This window comes from Streptomyces sp. NBC_01669 (assembly GCF_026339735.1).
GTDB lineage: Bacteria > Actinomycetota > Actinomycetes > Streptomycetales > Streptomycetaceae > Streptomyces > Streptomyces yanii.
On record NZ_JAPEQG010000002.1, the window covers coordinates 704,204 to 723,357 of the forward strand.

Annotated in this window: 17 protein-coding genes; 10 read left to right on the top strand and 7 right to left on the bottom strand. The window is 66.1% G+C overall.

The window, feature by feature from the left end; genetic code table 11:
- Nucleotides 1-150: 150 nt before the first annotated feature.
- The 4 genes from OG972_RS44170 to OG972_RS44185 all read right to left on the bottom strand — a co-directional run bounded on the left by OG972_RS44170 (nucleotide 151) and on the right by OG972_RS44185 (nucleotide 4,552).
- On the bottom strand, nucleotides 151-1,353 hold the full coding sequence (locus OG972_RS44170; protein WP_266992182.1) for an FAD/NAD(P)-binding oxidoreductase: 1,203 nt from the start codon (nucleotides 1,351-1,353) through the stop codon (nucleotides 151-153).
- A 368-nt stretch (nucleotides 1,354-1,721) separates the two neighbouring features.
- On the bottom strand, nucleotides 1,722-2,678 hold the full coding sequence (trxB, locus tag OG972_RS44175; protein ID WP_266992184.1) for a thioredoxin-disulfide reductase: 957 nt from the start codon (nucleotides 2,676-2,678) through the stop codon (nucleotides 1,722-1,724).
- Entirely contained in the window at nucleotides 2,659-3,435 is a 777-nt protein-coding gene (locus OG972_RS44180; RefSeq protein WP_266992186.1) for a hypothetical protein, read from the bottom strand. The genes trxB and OG972_RS44180 overlap by 20 nt, the downstream gene beginning before the upstream one ends.
- A 31-nt stretch (nucleotides 3,436-3,466) precedes the next feature.
- Nucleotides 3,467-4,552 carry an integrase core domain-containing protein gene (locus tag OG972_RS44185; RefSeq protein WP_266992994.1) on the bottom strand — a complete coding sequence of 362 codons (1,086 nt, stop codon included), beginning with the start codon at nucleotides 4,550-4,552 and terminating at the stop codon, nucleotides 3,467-3,469.
- 289 nt (nucleotides 4,553-4,841) lie between these two features.
- Here OG972_RS44185 and OG972_RS44190 point away from each other — a divergent pair, with 289 nt between their 5' ends.
- From OG972_RS44190 to dmpG, 5 genes are all read left to right on the top strand, one after another.
- Complete coding sequence (locus tag OG972_RS44190) at nucleotides 4,842-4,991, top strand: hypothetical protein (RefSeq protein ID WP_266992188.1); 150 nt, start codon at nucleotides 4,842-4,844, stop codon at nucleotides 4,989-4,991.
- Nucleotides 4,992-5,060: 69 nt separating this feature from the next.
- A complete protein-coding gene (locus OG972_RS44195) occupies nucleotides 5,061-5,708 on the top strand; it encodes a GntR family transcriptional regulator (RefSeq protein ID WP_266992189.1) in 648 nt (215 codons plus the stop codon).
- A complete protein-coding gene (locus OG972_RS44200) occupies nucleotides 5,705-6,472 on the top strand; it encodes an IclR family transcriptional regulator (RefSeq protein WP_266992190.1) in 768 nt (255 codons plus the stop codon). The genes OG972_RS44195 and OG972_RS44200 overlap by 4 nt, the downstream gene beginning before the upstream one ends.
- A 63-nt stretch (nucleotides 6,473-6,535) precedes the next feature.
- A complete protein-coding gene (locus tag OG972_RS44205; RefSeq protein WP_266992996.1) occupies nucleotides 6,536-7,483 on the top strand; it encodes an acetaldehyde dehydrogenase (acetylating) in 948 nt (315 codons plus the stop codon).
- Nucleotides 7,480-8,481: a 4-hydroxy-2-oxovalerate aldolase gene (gene dmpG / locus OG972_RS44210; protein ID WP_266992191.1), complete on the top strand. Its 1,002-nt coding sequence runs from the start codon at nucleotides 7,480-7,482 to the stop codon at nucleotides 8,479-8,481. The genes OG972_RS44205 and dmpG overlap by 4 nt, the downstream gene beginning before the upstream one ends.
- Nucleotides 8,482-8,938: 457 nt before the next feature.
- Here the strand turns inward: dmpG and OG972_RS44215 are convergent, their stop codons facing one another.
- The gene (locus tag OG972_RS44215) at nucleotides 8,939-10,183 is read right to left on the bottom strand and encodes an IS256 family transposase (protein ID WP_266992192.1); all 1,245 of its coding nucleotides are present in this window, start codon (nucleotides 10,181-10,183) and stop codon (nucleotides 8,939-8,941) included.
- Nucleotides 10,184-10,899: 716 nt separating this feature from the next.
- Between OG972_RS44215 and OG972_RS44220 the strand changes: the two genes are divergently transcribed.
- From OG972_RS44220 to OG972_RS44230, 3 genes are all read left to right on the top strand, one after another.
- Entirely contained in the window at nucleotides 10,900-11,706 is an 807-nt protein-coding gene (locus OG972_RS44220) for a tryptophan 2,3-dioxygenase family protein (protein WP_266992193.1), read from the top strand.
- Between the two features lie 3 nt (nucleotides 11,707-11,709).
- The gene (locus OG972_RS44225; RefSeq protein WP_266992194.1) at nucleotides 11,710-12,273 is read left to right on the top strand and encodes an NADPH-dependent FMN reductase; all 564 of its coding nucleotides are present in this window, start codon (nucleotides 11,710-11,712) and stop codon (nucleotides 12,271-12,273) included.
- Nucleotides 12,274-12,499: 226 nt separating this feature from the next.
- A complete protein-coding gene (locus OG972_RS44230) occupies nucleotides 12,500-13,795 on the top strand; it encodes an MFS transporter (RefSeq protein WP_266992195.1) in 1,296 nt (431 codons plus the stop codon).
- A gap of 48 nt (nucleotides 13,796-13,843) precedes the next feature.
- Here OG972_RS44230 and OG972_RS49730 read toward each other — a convergent pair whose 3' ends face one another.
- Nucleotides 13,844-14,242, bottom strand: a complete 399-nt coding sequence (locus OG972_RS49730; RefSeq protein WP_353961662.1) for a helix-turn-helix domain-containing protein — start codon at nucleotides 14,240-14,242, stop codon at nucleotides 13,844-13,846.
- Nucleotides 14,243-14,545: 303 nt separating this feature from the next.
- Between OG972_RS49730 and OG972_RS44235 the strand changes: the two genes are divergently transcribed.
- The gene (locus tag OG972_RS44235; RefSeq protein WP_266992196.1) at nucleotides 14,546-15,460 is read left to right on the top strand and encodes a LysR substrate-binding domain-containing protein; all 915 of its coding nucleotides are present in this window, start codon (nucleotides 14,546-14,548) and stop codon (nucleotides 15,458-15,460) included.
- 801 nt (nucleotides 15,461-16,261) lie between these two features.
- Nucleotides 16,262-18,418, top strand: a complete 2,157-nt coding sequence (locus OG972_RS44240) for a SpoIIE family protein phosphatase (protein WP_266992197.1) — start codon at nucleotides 16,262-16,264, stop codon at nucleotides 18,416-18,418.
- On the opposite strand, the gene OG972_RS44245 is transcribed toward OG972_RS44240, so the two are convergent.
- Nucleotides 18,394-18,588, bottom strand: a complete 195-nt coding sequence (locus tag OG972_RS44245; RefSeq protein WP_266992198.1) for a hypothetical protein — start codon at nucleotides 18,586-18,588, stop codon at nucleotides 18,394-18,396. The two genes, OG972_RS44240 and OG972_RS44245, sit on opposite strands and share 25 nt — an antisense overlap.
- Nucleotides 18,589-19,154: the final 566 nt, after the last annotated feature.

Genomic DNA, 19,154 nt, shown 5'->3' on the forward strand with positions numbered 1-19,154 from the left:
GATGAGTGGTGGTTGCGTGCCGGCGAGTCAGGTCCGGGCGTGGGTGGGTGTCGGTGCGGCCGCGGGTCCAGGGTGCGACAGCAAGGCGGCCGGGCGCCTGATGGCGGCGGTCGCGGGGGGCCGGGCCGTTTACGGCTTTCGGGTGTCGGGTCAGGCGAGCCCGCGAAGCATGAGGTTCCAGTAGAGGAACGGCAGGCCGCGCCGCTTGAGGTACCACATGTCGGTGCGTTCGCGGATGGTGTCGATCACCGGGATCGACGGCGCGGGCTGCCCGCTGTAGTCGAACTCGGCGAGCAGCATCTTGTTGCGGGCCGTGGTCAGCGGGCACGAGGAGTAGCCGTTGTAGGAGGCCCTGGGTTCCCGGCCGTTCATCGTTGCGAGGAGGTTCTCGACGAGCACGGGCGCCTGCTTGCGCACGGCTGCGCCGGTCTTGGAGTTCGGGGACGATCCGGCGTCACCGAGCGCCCAGACATTGGGGTACCTGACGTGCCGCATCGTGTGCTTGTCGATCTCGACGTAGCCGGCCGGGTCGTCAGCGTCGGAGAGTGGGCTGTGCTTGATCCAGTCCGGGGCGCTCTGTGGTGGTACGAGGTGGGCCATGTCGTACGGCAGGGTCGTCCTGCCTCCGGTGCCCAGGTTGGTGACGACCACCTCGCGGGCCTCGGGGCGCACCTCGGTGACCTCGCTGCCGTAGTGGACCTTGATGCCGTACCGGCGGACCACGTCGTCGAGCACGCGCGCGAACTCCGGAACGCCGAAGATGGCGGCGCCAGGGATCACGAGGTGGATGTCGATCCTGCCGAGGACGCCCTGCTTGCGCCAGTAGTCGGCGGCGAGGTAGGCAATCTTCTGTGGGGCGCCGCCGCACTTGATGGCGCCCGTGGGCATGCTGAACACCGCACTGCCCGAGCGGGTCTCGCGGATGAAGCGCCAGGTCGCGGGGGCGGTGTGCGGCAGGTAGTTACTGGACAGGCCGTCCTTGCCAAGCCCGGCCTCCAGGCCCGGCACGCGGTCCCAGTCCAGCTGGATGCCGGGGCAGACCACGAGCTGGTCGTAGGAGACGGTGCTGCCGTCGTCCAGCGTCACCTCCTGGGCTTCGGGGTCGACGGCGACTGCGGCGTGGCGGATCCACCGCACGCCCTTCGGTATGACGGTCTCCTGGGGGCGGACGCTCTCTTTCAGCGGTGCTCGTCCGCCGCCGACCAGCGTCCACAATGGCTGGTAGTAGTGGTCAAGGCTCGGGTCGAGTACTGCGACGTCCTTTTCACTGGCACGGCAGAGCCGCGCCGCGACCGAAGTACCCGCGGTCCCGCCGCCGATGATCACGGTCCGGTGGTGCTGCTTGGTCACCAAGAGAACCCTCCCGTAGCCTAATGTACGTACATTCACGCTAGGTTGTACGGCTCCGACATGCAAGCCACCTGCGAAGACCCCATCGTGATTGTGCGTACATTTTGTTCCGTGTGCTGCGGCGAGCACCCGCCCCGTCTCTGGCCGCCCGCACCGCCGAGTGGGCCGCCGCAGGGCGGCGCCCCACGGAACCGTCGGCCGGTGCACAGCTGCCGCAAGGAGGGCGGCCTCGATCCGCTGCGGTCACACGCAGGGCGGCCGCGGCGCCCACGACGCCGCGCACCCGTTGGGAAGCTCGCTCACACAACCGAAAGCTCGGAGTACAGACCCCGCCCCTGGGCAGCCAGGGGCGGGGTTCACGGGTCGGAACGCTACGAGCTGCTGAGGGCGGCGAGGTGGCGCTCGGCGTCCAGGGCGGCGGAGCAGCCGGTGCCGGCGGCGGTGATGGCCTGGCGGTAGGTGTGGTCGACGACGTCGCCTGCGGCGAAGACGCCGGGGAGGTTGGTGCGGGTGGTGGGGGCGTCGACGGTGAGGTAGCCGTTGTCGTCGAGGTCGAGCTGGCCCTTGAAGAGTTCGGTGCGCGGGTCGTGGCCGATGGCGATGAACAGGCCGGTGACCGGGAGCTCGCGGGTGGCGCCGGTGATGGTGTCGCGCAGGATAAGGCCGGAGAGCTTGGGGTCGCCGTGGATGGCCTCGACGGTGCTGTTCCAGGCGAAGCTGATCTTCTCGTCGGCGAAGGCGCGCTGCTGCATGGCCTTGGAGGCGCGCAGGGCGTCGCGGCGGTGGACCAGGGTGACCGAGCGGGCGAACCGGGAGAGGAAGGTGGCCTCCTCCAGGGCAGTGTCGCCGCCGCCGACGACCGCGATGTCCTGCTCGCGGAAGAAGAAGCCGTCGCAGGTGGCGCACCAGGAGACGCCGCGGCCAGAGAGTTCGTCCTCGCGGGGCAGGCCGAGCTTGCGGTGCTGGGAGCCGGTGGCGACGATCACGGTGTGGGCGCGGTGCACGGTGCCGGCGGAGTCGGTGACGGTCTTGATGTCGCCGGTGAGGTCGACCGAGACGGTGTCGTCGGGGACGAACTCGGCGCCGAACCGCGCGGCCTGGGCGCGCATGTTGCCCATGAGGTCCGGACCCATGATGCCGTCGCGGAAACCGGGGAAGTTCTCGACCTCGGTGGTGTTCATCAGCGCGCCGCCGGCGGAGACCGCGCCCTCGAAGATCAGGGGTTTCAGAGAGGCACGGGCGCTGTAGAGAGCGGCCGTGCAGCCGGCTGGGCCGGAGCCGATGATGATCACATTGCGGACGTCGGTGTTACTCGGCGGAGTGGGCATCGGGGGTGGTTCCTTCTGTTGCTGTGGGCTCGGCTTCGGCTGTTGTCGAGGATCCGGAAGGTTCCGGATCGGAAGTTGGGCTGGTCGTCTCGCCCGGGACCGGGACCGGGACCGGGGTAGGGGTAGGGGTTGGGGTGGGAGTCGGAGTCGGAATCGGAGTCGGGATGCGGACGGGGGACGGAGTGGGAGTGGGAGTCGGGTTCGGCATCGGGGTCGAGGTTGGAGTGGGAGTCGGGTAGGGGAAATGGGCCGGAAGGAGGGCTGGTCGGGGGCGCGGCGGGCGCGCGAGCGGGGTGATGGCCGGGGTCGGACGGGGATGGAGCGGCGGGTCGGTGACGATGGGACCGGGGCCCGGGTGCGGCGTGGAGATGCGCGCCTGGTCTTCGACCACGCCCTGGTGGCGATAGGGCGTGAAGCCCGCTGCGGCGTAGGCGTCGTAGGAGCCGACTGCGAGGCGCGCGGTGGTGCCGGGACGGGCCTCTTCGAAGAGGTAGAAGCGGTCGTGCGTGCTGTCCGTCCAGCCGGCGAAGAGCACGACGTGCTGGTCCACGTCGTCGAGGATGTCGCCGGGCAGCAGTTCGTCGTGGGTGACGGGATACCCGTAGCCGGGCAGCGTCCAGGTGGTGGCGCCGTAGTTGTCGGCCGGGCCGGTGGGCAGGTGCCAGGCCAGGGAGACGAAGCCGGAGCAGTCCTGCCGGTAGGTTCCGGTGCTGTCGGTCCAGTAGTCGGTCTGGCTGTAGGGGACGCCCGCGTCCACCCTGTGGGGCTCGAAAAGTCATCGGCGCAGGTCAAGCGGCGTACCGGTACTCGTTGATGGCGCCGCCGAGGATGCGGGTGCGCAGGAGTCTGCGGCCGTCGAGGCCGTGGACGGTGGCTGGCTGCCCGGAGGCGTGAGGGGGCCGTTGATCTCGGGCCCGGTGAGGTCGATGCGTGTTGTAGTGCCGTTCGAAGTCGGCAAGGACTTGCCGGGCGTGGGCCTCATTCATGAGCAAGAGGTGGTCGAGCGCCTCGCGGCGGACGGTGCCGATCACCCGCTCGCAGTGCGCGTTCATCCGAGGCGCCCGTGGCGAGCTGAGCAGCACCTCCATGTCCTCGGCTTCGAAGACGGCGTCGAAGGACTGGTCGTACTTGGCGTCGCGGTCGCGCAGCACGAAGCGCAGGGACTCCATGCGCGTGTCGAGTTGGTCGGCGAGATTGCGGGCCTGCTGCGTCGCCCAGGCCCGCGTGGGGCGGGCGGTGACGCCGGTGATGTGCAGTTGGCGGGTGCCGTGTTCCAGGAACGCCATAGCGTACAGGCGCTTTCCGAGCATGGTGTCCATGTGGAAGAAGTCGGCCGCGATGATCCCTTGGGCTTGGGTGGTCAGGAACTCGCGCCAGCCGGGGCCGGACCGGCGTGGAGCCGGGTCGATGCCCGCGGCGTTCAGGATCCCCCAGACCGTGGACGATGCGATCGGATGGCCCAGCCGGGCCAGTTCGCCCTGGATCCTTCGGTGCCCCCACCGGGGATTCTCGCCGGCCAGGCGCAGCACCAGCTTCCTGAGCGCGGCCACAGTCGGGGGCCGGCCCTTGCGGCTGCGGCGGGCGGAGTAGTCCCACTTCTTGGCGATCAGCTTGCGGTGCCAGGCCAGCACGGTGCCGGGGGTGACGGGGAAGACGCCGGCCCAGCGGCGCCGCGGTATCAGCGAGGACAGCGCGGAGAACCAGAACCGGTCGGCCGACTCGTAGCGGACCGGGCCCTTGAGCTGACGGCGCAGGACAGTGTTCTCATGCCTCAGCACCAACAACTCGGCGTCCTTGGCGGTGTCCCGGCGCAGCAGGACAGCCGGTATGGACAGCATCGTGCGAGCAGCACGGTACAACAGCGACACGATCATCCGGACAGCGTCCCAGCCACCACCGACAACCATGGACACCGCTGCTCACCTGCAGCGATGACTTTACGAGCCCCACAGGGTGGGGTGGTGATCGACCTGCCGTGTTACCGGCCCCTCCGTTGCAGTCTCCACCAAACCGACATGACACTCCGTCAAAAACAAGAGTCCGGAATCGTCAACATATGAGAGTCCCATCTACGGAAGACCCACAGCTCAAACCCCCGACATTCCACTCCCAACACGATGACGATCCACCACTCCCAAACACCCGCAGATCATCAGTGGTGAAGTGGACGGTGTCGTCGCCGGGTTCGGCGCCGGCGACGATGATGCGCGGGCTGTTGCGGAGCGCGTCGGCGATGCGGGCGGCGTCATGGCCGGCGCCGAGCAGCGGGCTCTTGTTCGGTCGATGGCCGGGAATACGCCGGTCACCAAATAGTCGATGTTGGAAACCTTAGATTATATAAGATCTGGGGTACGATTTAGGGAGCATACGCCGGGAGCCCCCATGGCCGAGACCTACAGTCGTCCCCCAACAGCGCAACGAGCCGTCCTCAACGAGCTACGCCGATGGCTAGCCTCCGGGCGCCTTGTTCCTGGTGACCAGATCCGTCAGGAGTCCGTCGCGGCGGAACTCGGGACCAGTGTCATCCCTGTTCGCGAAGCGTTGAAGACGCTGCAGAGCGAGGGGCAGGTCGAGCACATCCCGCATAGGGGGTTCTTCGTCGCTCGGCTGGAGCGCGACGAGCTCATCGAGCTGTGCGACATCCGCTCGGCCCTCGAGGCTATGGCCGTCCGGCGAGGACTCCCACTGATCGAGGACCGGATAGTAGATGAAATGGCACAGCTGATCTCCGATATGGAGGAGAGCGACGCGCGGGGCGACGTCGCCGCGATGGTGGAGCAGGACCGGAGGTTCCACTTCCTGCTTTACGGCGCCTGCGGACTGTCCCTGCTCCTGCGCATCATCACTTCTACGTGGGACCAGTCGGACCCCTACCGCGCGATGTTCTTCAACGATGAGCACCAGCGGTCGGCCAACCACGCCGAGCATAAAGCGATCCTTGAAGCTGTCCGCCTGCGCGATGCTGAGGCCGTCATCCGCCTGCTCGACGAGCACCGCCTGAGCCCACTGCGCCACTTCGAGTCCACGTGACACGCACCGACGGACTCGACCCCGCCTCCGTACTGGCCAAGGTCATGGACGTTCTCCACTCGTTCGGGCCCGAGGACCGAACCCTGACCCTCGCAGCCCTCGGCCGTCGGACAGGACTGGCAAAAGGCACACTGCACCGGGTCGTGAACAGCCTCGTAGCGGCGCGGCTCCTCGATCGGACCGAAACGGGCTTCCGGCTCAGCAGTCACCTCTTCGAGCTCGGCATGCGCGCCTCGGTCGAACGAAGCCTGACCGATGTCGCGATGCCGTTCATGGAGGACCTGTACGAGCTCACCCACGAGACTGTGCACCTCGGGGCGCGCGAGGGCTTCGAGGTCGTCTACATTGCCAAGATCGGCGGTCACCAACAAGCGACGGCGCCGTCACGCGTGGGGGGACGGCTTCCTCTGCACTGCACGGCGATCGGTAAGTCCCTCTTGGCGCACGCTTCTGACGACGTCATCCAGGCCTACCTGGCCCAGCCGCTCAAGCGCTGCGCACCACGCACGGTCACCGCGCCCGGGCTGCTTCGCCGGCAGCTCGAAGGTATCCGGGAACACGGGTTCTCCTTCGAGTACGAGGAATCGGCGGTCGGCCTCGTGTGCGTCGCTGCCCCGGTGCTCGATACCGAGGGTGCGGCGACAGCCGCAGTCAGTGTCACCGGCCCCGTCACACGCTTCGATCCCGGCAGGCACGCCGACCGGGTACGCGCCGCCGCTGCCGGCGTCCAGGCCACACTCGCCCGTCGCGACGTCCAGCGCTGACAGTTCCGCTCACCGGAGCGCGATGCTGGCACCGTCAGCGTCCCGGCTCCCACAGTGGACGCCATGACACGAACCAAGGTGGCCATCATCGGCTCAGGCAACATCGGCACGGATCTCATGATCAAGATCCTCCGTCTCTCCGAGACGCTCGAAATGGGTGCCCTGGTCGGCATCGACCCCGCATCGGATGGCCTGGCCCGTGCAACGCGCCTCGGCGTCCCCGCGATCGCCGACGGCGTTGACGGACTCATCGCGAAAGACGACTTCGATGAGATCGCGATCGTCTTCGATGCGACGTCGGCGAAGGCTCACGAAGCGAACGCCGCGAAGCTCGAACCGTACGGCAAGCGCTTGGTGGATCTGACCCCCGCGGCCATCGGGCCGTACGTCGTTCCGGCCGTCAACCTCGCCGAACACCTCGAGGCCTCCAACGTCAACATGGTCACGTGCGGCGGTCAGGCCACGATCCCGATCGTCGCGGCGATCTCTCAGGTCACCTCTGTGCCGTATGCCGAGATCGTCGCCTCGATCGCCTCCCGTTCGGCTGGACCAGGCACACGCGCGAACATCGACGAGTTCACCGAGACCACGTCGGCGGCGATCGAAGCTGTCGGTGGAGCCGGCCGCGGCAAGGCGATCATCATCCTCAACCCGGCGGAGCCGCCGCTCATCATGCGCGACACCGTGCTCGCCCTGATCGGGAAGTGCGATCACGACGCGATCCGTGAATCGGTCGTCGCAATGGTCGAACAAGTCGCCGCGTACGTGCCGGGCTATCGGCTCAAGCAGAATGTGCAGTTCCGCGAGCTGGCTCCCGACGAGCCCGTGCACACCCTGCTGCCTGAGGGGTCCAGCCCCGTCACTCACCAAGTCACGGTATTCCTCGAAGTGGAGGGTGCCGCCCACTATCTGCCTGCCTATGCAGGGAACCTCGACATCATGACCTCCGCCGCGCTCCGCGTTGGGGAGTCCCTCGCCACCCGCATCAAGACCACGGAGGTCGCACGATGACCGAGATCTTTGTTCAGGACGTCACATTGCGTGATGGAATGCATGCAATCCGGCATCGTATCGAGCCCTCGGATGTGCGCTGTGTCGTGGCGGCGCTCGATGCAGCGGGCGTCGACGCCATCGAGGTCTCCCATGGGGACGGGCTCGCCGGAGGGTCGCTCAACTACGGCCCGGGCAGCCACACCGACTGGGCATGGCTTGAGGCAGCTGCCGAGACGGTACGCAACGCCCGCCTCACCACCCTGCTGCTGCCCGGCATTGGCACGATCCACGAGCTGAAGCGGGCATACGAGCTGGGGGTCCGATCAGTCCGGGTTGCGACCCATTGCACCGAAGCCGACGTGGCGGCGCAGCACATCGCCTACGCTCGCGAACTCGGGATGGACGTGTCGGGCTTCCTGATGATGAGTCATATGGCTCCGGCTAAGAAGCTTGCCGAGCAAGCCGTGCTCATGGAGTCGTACGGTGCCCACTGCGTCTATGTCACTGACTCTGGCGGCCACTTGACGATGAAGGGCGCCGTCGAGCGTGTACGCGCCTACCGCGCGGTGCTCGATCCCGCCACCGAGATCGGCATTCACGCGCACCAGAACCTTTCGCTGTCTGTAGCCAACAGCGTCGTCGCCGTCGAGGAGGGCGTGACCCGGGTCGATGCCTCGCTTGCCGGACTGGGCGCCGGTGCCGGTAACTGTCCGATCGAGCCGTTCATCGCTGTGGCCAACATCGAGGGGTGGACTCACCGCTGCGACCTGGCCCTGCTGGAGGACGCAGCGGACGATCTGGTGCGCCCTCTCATGGACCGGCCTGTCCAGGTCGACCGCGAGACACTGACACTCGGCTACGCGGGGGTCTACTCAAGCTTCCTGCGCCACGCCGAGCGCGCGGCATCGCAATACAAGGTCGATGCACGCGACATCCTCACGGAGGTGGGGCGGCGTCGGCTTGTCGGCGGGCAGGAGGACATGATCGTCGACATCTGCCTGGACATCGCCGGATGACATGGGGCGAGGGACTACGACCTCGCCGACGACGATCGAGTGATCGCCACCGTCGCACGAGCCCCAATTAGCCAATGCAACCGCGGCAGGGAGTCCGCGATCGCCGGACAACCGTCACTCGCCCGAGACGGCCCACGCCCTGCGGACAGAAGTCGGCGATAGGGCCTGTTTGGTCCCGAGGATGTTGAGTCCCCGATGGCCGTCTGTTGCCTGCAGATTTCATGCGTGCAGCCAGGCTCATGGGTCCGCGGGAACGCGTGCAGCTGCCGCGTGGGGTCCGACGGGGCTGGACGCGGTGGCCCGGCTGCGCTCGCCTATCGCGGCAGACGATGAGACCTCGGTCCGCTGCTCTCTGTGGCGGTGGCACCGTCCGAGTGCATCAGTGCATGCACCGCTGTACCGGCGCGAGCCGCGCCGCTCCGGCAGCGGGCAGGTCATGTCCCGCGGGGTGGTGTAGTCACGGCAGCTGTTTCGGTTCCGGTTGTGGGGTGATCTGCGGTTCGGGTTCGGTTGGCTTGGTGGTGAAGAGTTCGGCCATGGAGGCTTCGGAGAGGTAGCGGCGGTCGAAGACCTGCCACTCGTCGTGCAGTTCGGCCAGGACCGCGGCGGCGAGCCGGTCCAGGGCGGCGGGGTTGGGGAAGACCTGGACGACGTCGGCCCGCCGTTTGATCTCCCGGTTCAGCCGCTCCAGCGGGTTGGTCGACCAGATCTTCTTCCAGTGCGCCGGTGGGAAGTCGGCGAACGCGGTGATGTCTGTGGCCGCGTCCAGCAGCATCATCTTGACCTGCGGGAACTGCCGTCCGAGCATGTCGGCGACCACGTTGAGCTGGGTGCGCACCTGCTCGCCGGTGATCTGGGCGAAGATGGTGCGGATGGTGGCGGCGACCATCTCCCCGGAGCCCCTCTCGATCACCGAAAACACGTCCCGGACGAAGTGAACCCGGCACCTTTGCCAGGCCGCGCCGAGGAAAACGGTGCGGATCGCGGCCACCAGGCCGCTGTGGCTGTCGGAGATGACCAGCTGGACGTTCTCCAGGCCGCGGGCCCGCAGCGAGCGCAGGAATCTCGTCCAAAACGGCTTCGATTCACTGTCGCCGACCATCAGCCCGAGGATCTCGCGGTGCCCGGTGGCGGAGATCCCGGTGGCGATGACCACGGCCTGGGAGATGATCCGGTGATTCACCCTCGCCTTGCAGTAGGTGGCGTCCAGGAAGACGTAGGGGAAGACGGTGTGGTCCAGCGGCCGTTCCTTGAACGCGGTCAGTTCCTCGTCCAGTTCGCCGCAGATGCGGGAGACTTCGGACTTGGAGATCCCGCTGTCCGCACCGAGTGCTTTGACAAGGTCATCGACCGAGCGGGTCGAGACCCCGTGCACGTATGCCTCCATCACCACGGCGAACAGCGCCCGGTCGATCCGCCGCCGGCGTTCCAGCAGCGACGGGAAGAATGACCCGCTGCGCACCTTCGGGATCTTCAGGTCCAGGTCGCCGGCCTGCGTGGTCAGCAGCCTGTCCCGGTGTCCATTGCGCCAGGTCGTGCGCGTCTCGGAGTGCTCGCGCGGCGCGGCACCGATCACCTCGGTGGCCTCGGCCTCGATCAGCTCCTGCAGTATGCGCTCGCACACCACCCTGATTGCTTCAACTCCGTCGGCCCGACGTAGTGACTCAAGCAGCCGCATCAGCTCAGACTGGGACAAGGCCATCGCGTGCTCCTCCGGTTGAACTGCCCGTTCACCAAGGAGACTTGCGCGATGGCCTGCCCTTGCTCAGGGAGCATGCACCGCCAGCAGATGCACGCCCCGGGCAGAAACCCGTGCGTTCCGCGACCACGCCCGGCTACACCACTTCAAGGGACGCGATCAGCGGGCGGGGTTCTCTGTGGCTCGGAGCCGCGCGGGTCTGCCGTCACCGGTGACGTCCTCCTCGCCTTTCTGCGCGATGCCCCGCTGCTATCCGCCTGCTGTGTTCTTTCAGCCATTGCGTGAGGGTAGTCGGCCGGCCTCTCGAGGACCTCGATGGCACAGCGCGCCGCGGCGCACGGCCCTGCCCCACGTCGAATCCGGTGAGCTGTCGCCCTCCTCTTGCCCCATGCCGGGCTCGCCACCGCCCGGTCTGCCGCCCAGACTGCATTGATCTTCGCAGCTGGCGCACGCGCAACGAAAGCCGCGCTGAAAGGCGTCGACAACAGACCGCGCCGGCCGCAGATGCGCCCCCAGCGACTCCTCAAGTTCCCTTTGGGAACGGGTCACGGCGGGGTGAGCGATGGACAACTCGTCGGCGGGGCGAGCAAGCCGGCCCTCCTAGCCCAGATATATCGCTTTAGGCATACCGCTGGCGCGTATCAGCATTGGTGCAGCATGGCGCGCAGCCCTCACGATGGCTGAATCAATCACCCGCCGCGCGCCCACTGGAGAGCTCAATGGGAGGAACCGCCTACAACGAGTACCTCAAGACGGATGTGCTGCACGCGCTCCAAGTGCAGGTCACGGAGGACGAGGGGGAGCGGTCGTTCCTGGTTGTCTGCCAGGTTCAGGAGTTGTACTTCGCCCTGATCACGCACGACATCGACGCCGCCGCGGGACATCTGCGCGCGAACCGCGCCTTCGACGCGACAGCCGCACTGCGGCGGGCCGCGTCCCACTTCGCGGGGCTGAACGCGTCCTGGACGTCCTTGTCATGGATGTTGCCTGCCGACTTTCAGGCCATCAAGCAAGGCATGACAAGCGTCCACGGACGGTCCTCGTCGCTCCAGTCCTGGAAGTACCGCCAGTTGTTGTTCCGCCTCGGTCTCAAAGACGCCGACCTGGCGGAGGAAGTGCGGGGTATGCCGGAGCAGTACGCCGAGCTCCAGGAGGCGTACCAGGCGCCAAGTGTCTACGAGGATGCCCTCGCAATGGCCCGCCGCCGGGGACACGACCTTCCCGAGAAGAAGGCCGCACCGGATGGGAATGCCGAGGACGGGCTCGACCCTGCCGTGGTCACGTTCTGGACGACCATCTTTCTCTCAGGCAAGCCGGAACACGCTGACCTGTTCAACCTGGCGCATTCCTTTATCGCGGTCGCTGAAGGTCTGGCCGAGTACAGGAACCTGCACTACCTCACAACCTCGCGCACCCTCGGCGCGAGGCCTGCCTATTTCGGGACCAGCGGGACCGCTTGGCTCCTGCCGACCCTTCAACAGATGCCGTTTCCCGAACTTTGGGCGACCCGGACCGGAGAGGAGTGAATCATGACGACCCACGAAGCAGCTTCGACTGTCTTTGCCGTCTCCGGCAGCCTGCGAAGCGCCTCGCTCAACTCACGCTTGCTGGATGAGGTGCAGAAACTAGCGCCTGGCAACATCAAGTTCGACGTGTTCGACGGGCTCGCCAACCTTCCCCACTTCAACGAGGATCAGGAGTTCCCTGCGCCTCAGACAGTGCAGGATCTGCGTTCCCGCGTTCAGAACGCCGACGGAATACTGATCGCAACACCGGAGTACAGCGCCTCGATCCCCGGCGCCCTGAAGAATGCGATCGACTGGCTGTCTCGCGCCTATGACGGGGCACCCCTACCGCTCGCGGGCAAGCCCACGGCCATCATCGGCGCGTCGCAGGGACCCCTGGGGAGTGTCCGGGCCCAGCTGACGCTGCGGCAGATTCTCCATAAGGTCGACGCGGCGGTCGTCCGTCAGCCGGAGTTCCTCCTACCGACGGCCCACGTACAGCTTGAAAGCGGCCTGGCCGAGGATTCAGCCTCCGCACAGATTCTGCGGGCGATCCTGGCGGAACTTCAGGTCTTGATCAAGGCCTGAGTCCCCGTAAGCCACCTGAGTACAGGTCGTCACCGCAGCGCCGGCCGCCGCAGCCCGGGTCGGCATCGCAGGAAGTGATTCACCACCGGCCTCACCTAAAAACCCAAGCTTCATTTACCGCTGCCCGCGCCCGCATTTCCTCACCCACTCGGATCGCGTAGGCCAGGCACCAACGCAAAGGATTGAGGAGCCGACGATGTACCACCGTAAGCGAAGAGAGACCGGGATGAGGAAGAAGGTCGCCATCGCCGTCGCCGGATCGGCGATCGAGTGGTTTGACTTCTTCATCTATGCCACCGCCTCGGCCTTGGTCCTCAACAGGCTCTTCTTTCCGGACTTCAGCGACTCGGCGGGGACACTGTTGTCTCTCAGTACCTTCGCCGTCGGCTTCCTGGTCCGCCCGCTGGGCGCGGCCCTGTTCGGGCACTTCGGGGACCGCTATGGACGCAAGCCGGCGCTTGTCACGGCGATGACCCTGATGGGCGTGACAACCGTGGCGATTGGAGTCCTGCCAACCTACGCATCCGTCGGGGCGTTGGCGCCCGTGCTGCTGGTGCTCATGCGTCTGATTCAAGGACTCGCGCTCGGCGGGCAGTGGGGTGGTGCGGTCCTGATCGTGACCGAGTCCGCACCAGCGAACCGGCGCGGGTTCTATGGGAGTTTCGCGCAGATCGGTGTCCCGCTCGCCCTGATCGCGTCCACCGTTGTCTTCCTGATCCTGTCCGCCGCTACGTCCGAGCAGGCCTTCCTGTCCTGGGGCTGGCGTGTGCCATTTCTGCTGAGCCTGCTGCTCGTTGGCATCGGTATCTTCACCCAATCGCGACTCGAGGGTGTGGACTCAGAACAAGACGAGCGGCCCGAGCGAATGCCTCTGCTCGAATTGATGCGGGATCACTGGAAGGAGACGTTGCTGGCGGCCGGAGCAACGCTGCTCAACGCAGCTGCCTACTACCTGCTCGCGGTCTATGTACTCACCTACTTCGCCAATGATCTCGGCTTCCCGAAAAATAGGATCTTGACGGCCGTCATCATCTCCGCAGCCGTGTCGATTTTCACCATCCCTGCCGCGGCTCTACTGTCGGACCGCATAGGCCGGCGCAAGACGTATTTCATCGGTGGGATCGGGCTTGGGCTGTGGGTGTTCCCCATGTTCTGGTTGATCAACACTGGGCAATTCGTCCTTGCCGCGATCGCGCTGATCGTCGCTCAGATCTTCTTCAGCTTCACATACGGACCGGCCCCCGCCTTGTTCTCCGAGATGTTCGGGCAGAAGGTGCGCTACTCAGGCGTTTCTGTGGGCTACCAGATTGGCGCCGTCGGCGGTGGTGCCTTCGCCCCGTTGATCGCGACCAGCCTGTACGACACCTTCGGGTCCAGCAACGCTATCGCCCTCTACATGACCGGAATTGCTGCAATCTCCCTGGTCGCGGTGCGGCTAATTTCCCACCCGCACGTCGGGAAGACTGAATTCCGGGATTCCGGCGAAGAGACCAGCGTGGACGTCACTCTCGAAAACAGGTGAAGTCCAAGATCTACTGGGCTCTGTGAAACCGATTTCCGCGCCCTTGGATTAGCGCGTCGACTGCTCCGTTGCCGTCTGGGAACGCAGCTGCGACGCGCTCAATCCGTAGGTCTCTCGGATGAGCCTCGCGAAATGTGCCGAATCTTGGAAACCCCAGCGTGCGGCAATCTCAGAGATAGTCGAGTGTGCGGAGCCAGCGTCCTCCAGCTCACGGCGGACCGCTTCCAGCCTCACAGTCTGATGTATCCGACGACAGTGAATGGCTCGGCGGAAAATAGCCGATCCAGGGTCCGAGGAGAAACGTTGTGCTCGGCAGCGACGGTGGCATGCGTCAGGCCGGGATCCGAAAGCCGGTCCTGGATGAACGTCATCACACGCATCCGCGTCTGCTCCGCCGGATCGGTCCTCAGTGGAGGCGGTGAACGCGCTGGCGGACCGGAGATTCACGATGCCGGCCTGCCGCGAAGGTCGGACTCTCTAGCTGGCAGCGCCTGTCCGCGCGGCCGAGGCGCTGCACGCCCGTCGCCGCGAGCAACCCGTGATGAGGAAGCGCGTTTCAATCATCAAGGCGACGGCACCCTTTTTCTGCCGTTGGCTTGGCCTGGTGGCCGCCGCTGTGGCGGCCACCAGATCGAGTTGCCGACGTTCTTGTGCCCGGACAGCCCGGCAGCCCACGCCCGTGACCTAGCGTTATGCTGAACTAAAGCTGATATCGATCAGTGGCATATACGAAACGGTATGGATGGCGCCATGAAGACACCCGATCTCCTCGACGGACGTCTGAAGTTCCGGCACCTGCTCCTGGTGGATGCAATCATCCGCCGAGGCACCCTGGTCGCTGCCGCCGACGAACTCCACATCACCCAGCCCGCGGCGACCCGCACGCTCCGTGAGCTGGAAGAGCTGCTGGGAGTCCCGCTGTTCGACCGGCATCCAAGAGGCCTGTCACCGACGCCCTTCAGCGAGGCGTTCGCGGCGCACGCTCGCGCTGTCGTGTCTCAGGTCCGCCAAGCCGGAAAGCACATGGCCCAGCTTCGAAATGCCGAGCACGGGACCGTCGCGATCGGGATTCACCTCACAGGATCGAACGCCCTGGTCCCACGGGCAGTGGCCATGTTGAAGTCCAGGCACCCGTTGCTGACCGTCCAGCTGTACGAGGCGCTGCCGCTCCGCCTGCTATCAGAGCTGGAGTCCGGACGTCTCGACCTTGTCGTGGGCCGTCTGACCCAGCCGACCGACGAGCATTTCATCCGGCGCCGACTGCATGACGAGGGTGTATCGCTTGTGGTCCGCAAGGAGCATCCGCTCGCCGGGCGCGAGACAATCGACCCTGCAGAGCTCTCCGCCTATCCGTGGATCCTGCCCGATGCGGAGGCACGTCTGCGCGGCGAGCTCGAGCAGTTCTTCAGCACCCGCGGCATAGAGATGCCCGCCAACCGTGTCGAAACCACGTCGTACCTCGCAGTCAGGCACTTGGTCCTTACCACCGACTCCATCGCGGCGCTCTCGAACTCCATCCACGAAGGCCTTCCCGACGTCGTGCGCCTCGGCCCCTCGCTGGAGCTGGCCAGCCACAGCGTCGGCATCACACTGGCGGCTTCGCGCGGTCTCACCCCTGCTGCCAGCGCGATGGTCGCCATTTTGCACGAGCTCGCCGACGGGTAGCGATATCGCTTCTCTGGTATCTCATCGGGCGAAATATGCATTGGCGTGGTATGTCTGGAAGTGTGACGATAAGGGAACCGAGCGAGCGCCCGCGCTAGCGTGGGAGTCTCGGAAATGTGTCGATATATGGAGAGGCGTGAGGTGGTGTGAGCGCCGGGATCGAGGCAGTGAGTGCCTCCGAAGGCCCGGGGCGACCCGGTGACCTGGCCCTGGCTTCCGCGCTGCTCGAGTTGAAAGACCAGACCGACGCCGTCACCTACGCCGCCTACCTTCCGGTGCCAGGCCGCCCCGTCCTGGGGGCCGCACTGGCTGTGGATAGCCCGTGCGGCTTCACCATTCCCTCAGAGGGCGTTTAGCTATGAATTGTGGCTCTATGTTGCTCTTGCGGCCGACGACCTTCGGGCAGATTCACACCTTACGTGCGTCTTCGCGGCCTTCCGGCTGCCGACCTGTGCGCCCGCTTGATCCGCTTCTCGGTACTGGATTCCGTCTGGTTTAGCAATGGGCAGGAAGCTCCCAACCAGTGGGGAGGTTCCAGGCATTTCTGGCCGTGCAGGTTGGTGATGAATACGACAAAGCGTACCGAAGCGTCCATCACGAATCGCCATCAAACGCCCACTGAGAGGGCGTTTAGCTATGGATTGTGGCTCTATGTTGCTCTTGCGGCCGACGACCTTCGGGCAGATTCACACCTTACGTGCGTCTTCGCGGCCTTCCGGCTGCCGACCTGTGCGCCCGATTGATCCGCTTCTCGGTACTGGATTCCGTCTGGTTTAGCAATGGGCAGGAAGCTCCCAACCGGTGGGGAGGTTCCAGGCATTTCTGGCCGTGCAGGTTGGTGATGAATACGACAAAGCGTGCCGAAGCGTCCATCACGAATCGCCATCAAACGCCCACTCAGAGCTTGATATCGAAGACATGCGGCTGCCGACCGCCCGGGCCTATGAGACCGGCGAGCTTGTCGTGATCAATGCAGCCGAGCTCCGGACGCTGACCCGCCAGATCCCGAAGTACTTTCTGCACAACCCCTTTCCCATGGCGGTGGCCTCTGCCCCGCTCGTCGCGGGCGGGCGCATCTTGGGGTGCCTGAGCGTGCGGTGGTCGCGCACCCAGGCGCCGGACAGGCCCGTTGCCCCGGGCGACCTGCGGCACGTACGACGAGTGGCCCAGAACCTTGCAGACCGCCTGCTGCCCCTCGCCGAGGCAGGAATGTCGATGGAGGCCCCTTCCATTCCGACGTTCATTCGCCCCGCGCCGGTGGAAGGGCCCGAGCCGGGTTCCATCCCGGCCAGCAACCGTCTCCCCGGCGGCGTCAGCAGCACCACGTTCCTCTACCAACTCGGGCGCCTGTCCACGGAACTGGCCGCCGCTGTACAGGTCCGTGACGTTCTCACCGCAGCGCAGAGCCATGTGATGGCTCCCTTCGGGGCCACTGCGCTGATGCTGTGCCGTGTCCAGGAAGATCGCCTTCGAGTCGTAGGCTCCTCCGGGTTCTCCCGCGACGAGGTCGGACGCGTGGAAGGCACGCCCCTGTCGCGTTCCACCCCGGCGACCGATGCCGTCAACCGCGTCGAAGCACGGCTGTATAACCCGGACGACGCCTCCTCCCGCGGCGCACCCCGTGCCGCTGCTGACCCGGACGATCAACCGCGGGCCTGCATGCCCCTCATCGCCAACGGCCGGTCCATCGGTTGCTGCATCATGGAGTTCCCTGCACCGTGGCGCCGCTTCCCAGAGGATGAGGAAATCGCCTTGGCCGTCCTCATGTTGGGGCAGATCGGTCAAGCATTGGACCGCATCTACGCACACGAGGTCGAGCACGCCTTTGCCCGGACCATGCAGCAGAGCCTGCTCCCGCCCACCCTGCCCCACAGGCCGGAGACCGTGGTGACGTCCCGGTACCTCCCCGCCACCGAAGGAGCAGCGGTAGGAGGTGACTGGTACGACGTGATTCCGCTGCCCGACGGTGGAATCGGCCTCGCCATTGGAGACGTCGAGGGCCACAGCGTGCAGGCAGCCAGCCTGATGGGCCATCTGCGCAGCGCGGTCCTGGCCTACGCCACCGAAGGCCATGAGCCGAACACCATCCTTGAACGCATGGACGGGTTGCTGCGCGCTCTCGGTGCTTCCCGATACGCCACCTGCTGCTGCCTGTGGCTCCAGCCGGCCACAGGCGTCGCCAAGATTGCTACGGCCGGACATCCACTACCGCTCATCAGTCCCGCTCCGGGCAAGCTCATGACGCTCAACGTGCCGATCGGCCTTCCGCTGGGACTCGGAGACGGCCATCACTATGAGCAGCGGGAAGTTACTCTCCCTCCCGGCAGTGTCACGGCTCTGTTCACCGACGGCCTTCTGGATACACGGGCGCTTGGCCCCGACGCCGCGCTCACCCAGCTGACGGCCGCGCTGACCGACAGCGGTCGGGAGAACATGGACCCGCTCGCTGACCACCTGATCAGCGAGCGCCAGTCCCGAAAGACACTGGACGATGACCTGGCCCTCCTGCTGATGAGATATGACGGCATCCGGCCCGGAGAGCGGAGGGATGTCGCCCGGTTTGCCGTGCAGCGCTACAACCTTCAGGCAGTGTCTTCCGTGCGCCACTACTTGAAGGATCTGTTCAGGCGCTGGGGAACCGAACCGCTCCTGGACGACATGCAACTCGCGCTCTGCGAAGTGGTGACCAACGCCCTCATCCACGCACAGAGCGACGTCGACATCCGTCTACGGCGACAGGCGGACGGTGTCCGCGTGGAAGTACAGGACCGCAGTCCGCAGCCTCCGATTCCCACTGTGATTGTCACGGAAGAGGCCATGAATGCGGAAGCGGAGTCTGGGCGCGGCTTGCTCATCGTCGACGCGCTGGCCACGGCGTGGGGCAGTTCACCCGCCGGATGGGGAAAGACCACCTGGATTGAAATGACACTGCCTCAGCAGTCCAGCTCCGCCGCTTGATTGCTTCGCGTGTGCGTGTGGGAGCGCGGCCGGACGGCTCCCCACTCCGCGGCCCTGAGAAGCCGCCACTTCTGCGCGGTCTCGCTGTGGAGCAGTTCGTCGAAGCCGAGGAAGGTGAAGAACTCCAGGTGTACTGCCCTGGCAGGTTGGTTGGGGTCCGGCGATGACACATTCAGAATCTGCGGGATGACGCAGGCCTCCTGGTCGGAGGAGCTGTACGGGAACCCTCCGACCAGGAGGCCTTCGTCATCGGCGACGGCGAAACGATGGGCGCACCGTTTTACCGAGCATGGCCGAGGGGGCCGGGCGGGTCGCGTCGCAACTGCGCCCGGACCCTCGGCCACGGGTCCACAGACCTGCACGCGCCGCCCAGGATTCGACTCCTGTCCGGCGCTCTGTGCATGGGGCAGTCCTGCGCCCCCTGCCACCCCCACCCCACGGGTTGAGTGGCGACGACAGGAGGCGCAGGCTCACACCACAGCTGCGTACGACTCCCCGACTCCCTTCGCGGCGTGCATTTGTGTCTGAAGCAGCGCCCCGCTGCGTGCGGACTGCGCCGCGCCCGGCCGGGGCCGATACGACCCTGCTGACGGGGCAGGGTCTCATCGGACCCCCGTGTCCGTGGGCCGGCCCGTCGCGGGGACGGGCATCCTCGCTCCAAGACCGTTGGAGACCTCGTAGTGATCGGCCGGACGGTGCTAGACAGGTGCTGCCTACCGCGCGACACCAGCGCGTC

Coding starts and splice junctions, on each gene's coding strand:
- OG972_RS44220 (WP_266992193.1), top strand. CDS start 10,900: ATGGGAGGAACCGCCTACAACGAGTACCTCAAGACGGATGTGCTGCAC.
- OG972_RS44195 (WP_266992189.1), top strand. CDS start 5,061: ATGGCCGAGACCTACAGTCGTCCCCCAACAGCGCAACGAGCCGTCCTC.
- dmpG (WP_266992191.1), top strand. CDS start 7,480: ATGACCGAGATCTTTGTTCAGGACGTCACATTGCGTGATGGAATGCAT.
- OG972_RS44235 (WP_266992196.1), top strand. CDS start 14,546: ATGAAGACACCCGATCTCCTCGACGGACGTCTGAAGTTCCGGCACCTG.
- OG972_RS44205 (WP_266992996.1), top strand. CDS start 6,536: ATGACACGAACCAAGGTGGCCATCATCGGCTCAGGCAACATCGGCACG.
- OG972_RS44215 (WP_266992192.1), bottom strand. CDS start 10,183: ATGGCCTTGTCCCAGTCTGAGCTGATGCGGCTGCTTGAGTCACTACGT.
- OG972_RS44185 (WP_266992994.1), bottom strand. CDS start 4,552: ATGATCGTGTCGCTGTTGTACCGTGCTGCTCGCACGATGCTGTCCATA.
- OG972_RS44230 (WP_266992195.1), top strand. CDS start 12,500: ATGAGGAAGAAGGTCGCCATCGCCGTCGCCGGATCGGCGATCGAGTGG.
- trxB (WP_266992184.1), bottom strand. CDS start 2,678: ATGCCCACTCCGCCGAGTAACACCGACGTCCGCAATGTGATCATCATC.
- OG972_RS44225 (WP_266992194.1), top strand. CDS start 11,710: ATGACGACCCACGAAGCAGCTTCGACTGTCTTTGCCGTCTCCGGCAGC.